This window comes from Lachnoanaerobaculum saburreum DSM 3986, from assembly GCF_000185385.1.
In the GTDB taxonomy this organism is placed as follows: Bacteria; Bacillota; Clostridia; order Lachnospirales; family Lachnospiraceae; genus Lachnoanaerobaculum; species Lachnoanaerobaculum saburreum.
Map to the genome: position 1 here is coordinate 1094472 of NZ_GL622296.1, position 7679 is coordinate 1102150.

A 7679-nucleotide genomic window follows, 5' to 3' on the forward strand; every position below is an offset into this window, starting at 1 on the left:
GATATTCTCCAAAGGGCGGAATCTATCAAGTAAAGGAAATTGATATGGCAGAATTGAACCTGAAACAAATTATAGACCGCCTGAATGCGGAATTTACCGGGGAGACCCGGAAACTGGTTTTCTGGTACGATGACAAGGCAGAATTTGCCGAGGATATGGAGACAGTGGAGCTTCAGAATGCGAAGATCTACCATCTCCAGCCGGATAACCAGTTCTATACAAAGTATTTTCTGGAGCGTGTGGATAAGACCACGAATTATCTGATCTATGCACCGTTTCTGAAGCCGGATGTAAGGGACAACCATCTGGAAGACACTTGTGCTTATTCCAGACGGTTCTTTGCCGACCGAGCCTCCTTGCTGTCTGTTGACCTGGGTATCGAGGAAAAGTACAAGCCGGTTATTGAGAAGCACATCAAGTTTTTCGCCAACAAAGAGCGCACTCAGCGGTTCTATGATTTGGAAATCGAAAACTTCAATGAAGAAAATATCCTTGTCGGTCTGCTAAGTGCAGTCTGCAAGGCGCGTACCTGCTCTTTTGAGGAAGTCGTGCGCATCGTGTTGACGGATGGCGAGCTGGTGGACAATGCTTTCTTGCAGGAGTTTGAAAAATACGACCTGCTGTCTGCATTCTGGCAGCTCTGTGAGCAGCATTTCGGATACACCGATACAAAACCGAGTTTGGAACGGCTTTTGGTAACATTGTTCGTTACTTATACTGGGCGATATGTGCAGGCAGAGCTTCCGGCAGCATGGAAGAGCTTTGTCTCCTACAAGTCAGGCAATATTATCGCATTCCTTGATAGCCTGATGAACAGCGTTCTGTACAGGGACAAATACGACGCTCTGTCGGCACACGTTGCCAAAGGGCTGAATGTTTTTTCGGCATTTGCAGGAATGCGAGTGGACGATTTGATGGAGTGCGATACTTTCCTTGCTGTGGATCAGGTTCTGGTAAAGTGGCTCATTGGCAGACTTGTTTCGGAAGATATCGGTGCAATCGTAAACGGATTTACCATTCCGGAACTCTGTGAAAAACGGGCTAAAATGCACTTTGGAAGAAAGACCGGGAAGACATATCAGTTGCTTTCCAGTGCGTACAGCATGGTGAAGGAAGCGGATTACCATGCCGCAGATGGCTTAAAGCCAATTATCGACCGATATCTTGCTGCGGATTACAATATGGATCAGCAGTATCGGAAATTCTACTATTATTATGACCAGCTGGAGAGTACGGAAAGTTTTGAGTCGCTTCGGGAACTGGTGGAAAATATCTACACGAACGAATATCTGGCATGTCTGCTCCCTGCTTGGAATGCCGGAATCCAGACAGACGGCGCATTTTCTGCAATTCCGTTGCAGCGGGAGTTTTACAATACAAACCTGCGATATACAAAAGAACGCACAGTGGTCATCATTTCGGATGCCATGCGTTACGAAGTTGGACAGGAATTGTTTGCCCGAATGCAGGATGACCCGAAATGCACGGCAAAACTTTCTGTACAGCTGAGTGTCCTGCCGTCTTATACAAGGCTCGGCATGGCAGCAGTTTTACCGCATAAGACACTGGAGATGACGGATGATTTTCAGGTGCTGGCAGATGGTATTCTTTGCGATAACCTGGCAGGTCGGCAGCAGGTGCTGCAAAACTATAACCCGGATAGTGTCTGTGTGCAGTTTGATGATATCAAAAACCTGAAAGTGGCAGAGCTGCGAGATGTGCTGACAAGACGTCAGATTATCTATGTATATCATAATCAGATTGACGCGCGCGGAGACAAGGCAAACACCGAGGACGAGGTGTTTAATGCGTGCGAGGAAGCCGTTCAGGAAATCATGGATTTGATCCATCGAGTCTCCGTCAGCGGCAACACCTATCATTTTATCGTCACTGCCGATCATGGCTTTATTTACAATCGTGATAAACTGACAGAAAGTGACAAAATTTCCGGGAAAAGCGCAGAAAAAGCATTTGTCAATCGCAGATTTATTGTGTCCAAGGCGGCACTGGAAGATGACGGCATCGACCATATGAGCATGGGACGTGTTCTGGGAAACGAGGACAGCAAGGTGGTGTCCTATCCAGTCAGCAGCAATGTCTTTAAGGTGGCCGGAGGCGGTGCTAACTATGTGCATGGCGGTTCCTCACCGCAGGAAATGCTGGTGCCGGTGCTGGAGTTTAAGATGGAGCGCGGTCACATGGAAACAAAGAATGCAGAGATTGCTCTGGTCAGCATTGTCCATAAGATTACGAACCTGATCACGTCCATGGACTTTATTCAGCCGGACGCCGTTAGCGATACTGTAAAAGCTGCAAAATACCGCATTTTCTTTATCTCGGAGGACAATGAGAAAATCTCGAACGAAAACAGTTATGTGGCGGATAGCCGGGAAGAAAATGCGCAGAAGCGTATCTTCCGGATGCGGTTCACATTCAAGAATAAGAAATACGACAAGGACAAGCAGTATTACCTTGTGGTTTACGACGAAGAAAGCGGTCTGGAGCAGTGGAGGCAGCCTGTCATCATGGACATTGCCTTTGCAGATGACTTTGGATTCGGATTCTGATATAGAGGAGGCAGGAATTCCGTATGGAAATGATGGATATGGCGGCAGACGATACCCGTGAAGAACTGCGTCAGAAGCTGCGCAGCAACTTTGACGGTCGGATCGTCCGCAAAGACCTGACAAAGAAAATAAAAGAAGGAGCGAATGTTCCGGTCTATGTGCTGGAGTTCCTGCTGGGTCAGTATTGTAGTTCAGACGATGAGACAATCATTGAGCAGGGCGTTCAGAATGTGAAACGCATTCTGGCAGACAATTTTGTCCGCCCGGATGAGGCTCAGAAAATTCTCTCCCAGCTGCGCAAGAACGGGAGCCATACCATTATTGATATGGTGACCGTGCATCTGGACATCAAAAAGGATTGCTTTTTTGCAGAGTTCTCTAACCTTGGTCTCACCAATGTGCCGATTACGGATGATTATCCGGAAAAATATGACCGGCTGCTTTGCGGCGGTATCTGGTGCATCGTGCAGCTGGAATATGAATCCGAGGGAGACAGCAGCTTTGGAATCACGGATATAGATGGACAGCCGATTTCTTCTAAACAGAAAAAGCAGAAGGATATCTCTCCCATCAGCATCCATAAGCTGACTCCGATTCAGATGCCCCATATCGACATTGAAGAAGTTCGAGAGGGACGCAAGGCATTCACACAGGAAGAGTGGATGGATGTTATGTTGCGTTCCTGCGGATATGAGCCGGAACAGTTGAACAATCGGGAAAAATGGCTGCTGCTTGCGCGTATGCTGCCGTTGGTGGAGAACAACTTCAATCTCTGTGAGTTGGGGCCGCGCAGCACAGGCAAGTCCCATATCTATAAAGAAATCAGCCCGAACAGTATCCTGGTATCCGGGGGTCAGACGACCGTTGCAAATCTGTTTTACAATATGGGACGCAAAACCGTAGGGTTGGTAGGCTTATGGGACTGCGTTGCCTTTGATGAGGTTGCCGGAATCAAGTTTAAGGACAAAGACGGCATTCAAATTATGAAAGACTATATGGCTTCCGGCTCCTTTGCCCGCGGCAAAGAGGAAAAGGCAGCATCGGCTTCTATGGTCTTTGTAGGAAACATCAATCAGAGCGTGGATGTGTTGCTTAAGACTTCCTCTCTGTTTGACCCGTTCCCGCCGGAGATGGGAACGGACACCGCCTTTCTTGACCGTCTGCATTGCTACATTCCAGGCTGGGAGATTCCGAAGTTCCGTCCGGAGCATTTTACCAATGATTACGGCTTTATCACGGATTATCTGGCAGATTTTATACACCTATTTTTTTATATTTTTTATACTGTTAAATAGCCTTTAATATACTTATATTTTATTTTTAGGCTGTATTTTTTATTATTTAGTTATCATTTTATTATCAATCTTCAGTATACTTATTTAGCAGGCTTTCAAGGTCAGACCTGCTCATATTTATAAGCCTTGCAGTCTCTATATCGTCCTTACCGTCTAGGTATTTTAATCTTAGGGCTTTTTGTAACTGCTCCTTTGGGCAGTCCTGCCATATTTTAAAATGGCTATACTTTGATAGCTCTATGAAAGACGGGATATTGTTTTGTATATAATTTTCTACTCTCTCGCGTGGCCATTCCGTGCGACTCATACATAAATCTAAAAGAACCTTTTGCCGTTCCTTAACTTGTTCTAACTTTGCCAATTTGTCCGATATGTCCGTATGCTCTCCGTCATTGGCCTTTACAGTGTCGGACCTTATAGAATGCAGATCATAAAGAGTATTTGCATTCTCTGCATCATAAGAAGCCTTTAAATTGTCATAGTCTTTTTTAACTTCTAAATACTCGCCCAGTATACGCCTTTTAAGCTTTACAGCCGGATACTCATAGGTCGGCCATTTTTTCCGCATGTGTAACCTCCTAAAATAATAATGCTTTGATTATATTATAATTTCCTGCTATAGTATACCTATAGGGCGTACGATTTCCCCTTGAAAGCTTTTAAGCCGGTAGGAAGTCGCCACGCCCTTATTTTTTTTGTAACGTCCTTAGACTTTCCGACAAAAAAGTATAAAAGTAGTAGTTTGTAGTAAATCCCCGTTGTTCGTTTCCTTGCTTCGTTCTTGCTTCATTTGTGATATTTCCTCTGCTCGTCCTCTGCTAATTAAAATAAACTTAGGTTTTATTAGGTTTTGTATTTACACCGTTACAAGAAAAAAAGTTGAGTTTTGCTAATTTTTTTAATAATAGGATTTGAATATCAAGTTTTTTCAGATTTTCAACCTTTTTAAACATTTAAGTGAACGGCTTGCGTAAATTTCCGCAACCTGTATTAGATTTAGATTGCGGCAGACTGCGGCGGATGTATATAATACCTTTAATTTTAACGGTATATAGCCCATTTATCGTTTTTATTGCTTTGACGTATATTTCTTAGGGTAGGAATTAAAAGCCGTTACAAAGGAAAATAAGGCGGTTTACAGCTGTTTTATACATCGGCTCAAAATAGAGCTAAACTCTGCCAGGCCTAAGGAATGATTAGGGCAGGTATAAAATAAGGGTGTAAGGATGTGTTACGCACTTTATGCGTAAGGATTGTTTACGCATTCCTTGAACCTGCTCAAATTAGAGCAAGTTCCGATCTGCTGCATAAATGGTACTAAAAAAAAAGAAGTACCCCACTTAATGGAATACTTCTCTTTGCTTGTCGAAGGCGTATATTGTTTTTATATGCAGGCCACCCGGTAATCAGTTATCAAACCAGTTAGAGGCATCCGCCTTTTTGGCTTTGGCTAAATATTCTTTAAGGCCTGTTATGGCTTGTCCTAAGCGTTGTAACTCATCACCTAAATATATTATAGTGGTCTTTTGCTATATCATAATAGCCTTTGCAATATTCTTTATAAACTTTATCATCAAAAAAATCTCTAGTGAAGCCATAGCTGTATAAACTGTTAACCTTTTTATACTCTTCTTCTATGCCTACAAAACAGTTATCTAATGCCAGTGTGTCAAGTTCTGCGGTTCTATTCATTTCTTGCCTCTTTTCTTTCTGTTTCTTCCCTTGCTCATCATTGAATGTTGAAAAAGTATTTCGTTTTGCTTTACTCCGTATAATATCGCTTCTTCTTTACAGCCATATTCGTGTGTACTATTTCTAAAACTTAAATTCTTGCCACCTCTTTTTATGTTCTGCATTGTATCCATTATTCTAAATTCTCCTTTGTTTCTCTGCCTGAATAATTTATTGCGAACGCATATATAAACTTCAATCCTCTAACGTCCATCTGTCGAATCCAATTTTCTATTAATTTGATTAATGTTTTTTTACTCATATTATTCTAAATCCTCCTTATACTTAGCATTTACATATTCAATGATTATGTTATTGAGTGATTTCAAAAACCTGTAATCATCATATTGTAACGGCTCAAGGTTTAACCCTATAAGTTCCTTTATTTGGTCGGCCTTTATCTCATTAGCGTTTATCATCCTTTTTTCTCCTCTTTTTCCTTATCCAGTATCAAAGCAACTATAAAATATAACCAATGTGTTTCAAGCTTATATAATCGCTCTATTATCAGCTCATAGGCCTGTTCTCTTGTCATGCTCCGGATCCTCTCATTTCCCTTAGTATCTTATCTTTATGTTCAAATGCATATTTGATAATGCTTTCTTGTTCGAACATCAGTTCTAAAACCTTATCGGCTATGAAAAACACATAATCATCCTCAAGCTTATCTATATTGTTCTTTACGGTGGTTATTGCTCGCCACCTCTTATAGGCCTGTTCTCTTGTCATAATGTAATACCTTTCTTATATTGCTATGTTTAATAATGCCCCATAATTCTCTTTATATGCATAACCACCGATAACCCCTAACAAATCGGCTTTAACGCTTAACCCTTTATCTATAACCTTTGCTAATTCATTGCTTAGCCCCTTAGGGATATAGCCTATAAAAGCTTTTTTCTGTAACGGCTTAATATGGACTATGATTTTTATAGCGTTACAATCAATAATATTAGCCTGCTCCCTCTCAAGTGTTATATACAGGTCCTCACGCTTAAACTTTGCTATGAACTGTAAAATCTCTTGTCTATTCCCAAAGCTTACGCCGGTAGCTCTTACGGTCATACTGTTTTTAATCCTGCTCCATGCCTTTTTGAATGCAGCAGATAATGAATAACCTAACTTTTTTAATTCATTAGCCATTATACAAACCGCTTTCCTTATATTTGTTATCTGCTGCCCTTTCATTTTTTTAATACTCCTTTCTTTAATGTAAGAGTATTATAACCCTTTTTAGGTTATTTGTCAACCTTTTTGTATTATAAAATATATTATTTATATCTATTTTCTTCTTAGATATAACCTTTATATATTGAATAATAACCTTTTTTGTATTATAATGTTCTTATTTTAAAGATTGGAGCGTTACAAAGAATGATATATCAATCAAGAGAACAACTTATAATAGAGTTCAAAAAATTACTTCTTGAAAACCAAACTAACCAGAGGGAAGTCGCTCAAAGACTGAACATCACACCGCAAGCATTAACTAAAATTCTTAATAAGCAAAATTTTAGCTTTGATGATATGCAAAAACTGTTATCAGCTGTAGGCTGTAAACTATTAGTTGACTTCTTGCCGGTAGATGAAAATGCAGCAGATGAAAAAATAGAGCGCGATAACCTTTTATAGGCGGTTACAGGGGGATGCGGTAAAATGCCGCTCCCTTTTTTATTGCTGTTCTATCTGCTCCTTAAGCATATCTATGTTTTCTATTACTCTGCTTATATAGTCCTCAAGCATAAAGTAATAGGCCTTTGCCGACTTAAAGCCCTCGCCCTTAATATCATTTAAGAAATAGCGTTGTATCGGTGTATCACTTATCAACTCGTACAATATATTTAAATTGTCATCAATACATTTTAATCTATCTTTTACATCTTCTATGTTCATTTTTTAATTCCTTTCTCTTATCTGCCGTTACAAAGAAAAAATAGCCCGCTCTACTCTTCTACAAATTCCACGGCTTTTTATAGGGCAATAATTCACATTTTTGCGATAGTTCCGAAAGTTCTAATTTTTTGCAACTCACTTATATATATATATTTATATACTCTTTTTTATTATTTATTTTTTATAATATAAA

At 40.6% G+C, this 7679-nt stretch carries 9 protein-coding genes and 1 pseudogene; 3 read left to right on the forward strand and 7 right to left on the reverse strand.

What is annotated here, in order from left to right:
- Positions 1-44: 44 nt before the first annotated feature.
- Together pglZ and brxL are read left to right on the forward strand one after the other, a co-directional pair.
- Positions 45-2567 carry a BREX-1 system phosphatase PglZ type A gene (pglZ, locus tag HMPREF0381_RS05130; protein WP_008750839.1) on the forward strand — a complete coding sequence of 841 codons (2523 nt, stop codon included), beginning with the start codon at positions 45-47 and terminating at the stop codon, positions 2565-2567.
- A gap of 23 nt (positions 2568-2590) precedes the next feature.
- Positions 2591-3826 (forward strand): annotated as a pseudogene (gene brxL, locus HMPREF0381_RS05135) (protease Lon-related BREX system protein BrxL); the annotation flags it as partial.
- Between the two features lie 100 nt (positions 3827-3926).
- Here the strand turns inward: brxL and HMPREF0381_RS05140 are convergent.
- The 6 genes from HMPREF0381_RS05140 to HMPREF0381_RS05155 all read right to left on the reverse strand — a co-directional run bounded on the left by HMPREF0381_RS05140 (position 3927) and on the right by HMPREF0381_RS05155 (position 6781).
- A complete protein-coding gene (locus HMPREF0381_RS05140) occupies positions 3927-4430 on the reverse strand; it encodes a hypothetical protein (RefSeq protein ID WP_008750841.1) in 504 nt (167 codons plus the stop codon).
- A 932-nt stretch (positions 4431-5362) separates the two neighbouring features.
- Positions 5363-5554 (reverse strand): hypothetical protein, encoded by a 192-nt coding sequence (locus HMPREF0381_RS05145; RefSeq protein ID WP_008750843.1) that lies wholly within the window; start codon positions 5552-5554, stop codon positions 5363-5365.
- Positions 5551-5727, reverse strand: a complete 177-nt coding sequence (locus HMPREF0381_RS14985) for a hypothetical protein (protein ID WP_008750844.1) — start codon at positions 5725-5727, stop codon at positions 5551-5553. Before HMPREF0381_RS14985 ends, HMPREF0381_RS05145 begins: the two co-directional genes overlap by 4 nt.
- A gap of 129 nt (positions 5728-5856) precedes the next feature.
- Positions 5857-6012 carry a hypothetical protein gene (locus HMPREF0381_RS14990; RefSeq protein WP_008750846.1) on the reverse strand — a complete coding sequence of 52 codons (156 nt, stop codon included), beginning with the start codon at positions 6010-6012 and terminating at the stop codon, positions 5857-5859.
- A 112-nt stretch (positions 6013-6124) separates the two neighbouring features.
- Entirely contained in the window at positions 6125-6322 is a 198-nt protein-coding gene (locus tag HMPREF0381_RS05150; RefSeq protein ID WP_008750848.1) for a hypothetical protein, read from the reverse strand.
- A gap of 15 nt (positions 6323-6337) precedes the next feature.
- Complete coding sequence (locus HMPREF0381_RS05155; RefSeq protein WP_008750849.1) at positions 6338-6781, reverse strand: hypothetical protein; 444 nt, start codon at positions 6779-6781, stop codon at positions 6338-6340.
- Positions 6782-6967: 186 nt separating this feature from the next.
- On the opposite strand from HMPREF0381_RS05155, the gene HMPREF0381_RS05160 reads away from it, so the two are divergent.
- The gene (locus tag HMPREF0381_RS05160; protein WP_008750850.1) at positions 6968-7225 is read left to right on the forward strand and encodes a helix-turn-helix domain-containing protein; all 258 of its coding nucleotides are present in this window, start codon (positions 6968-6970) and stop codon (positions 7223-7225) included.
- A 39-nt stretch (positions 7226-7264) separates the two neighbouring features.
- Here HMPREF0381_RS05160 and HMPREF0381_RS05165 read toward each other — a convergent pair whose 3' ends face one another.
- Positions 7265-7486 (reverse strand): hypothetical protein, encoded by a 222-nt coding sequence (locus HMPREF0381_RS05165; RefSeq protein WP_008750851.1) that lies wholly within the window; start codon positions 7484-7486, stop codon positions 7265-7267.
- Positions 7487-7679 lie beyond the last annotated feature (193 nt).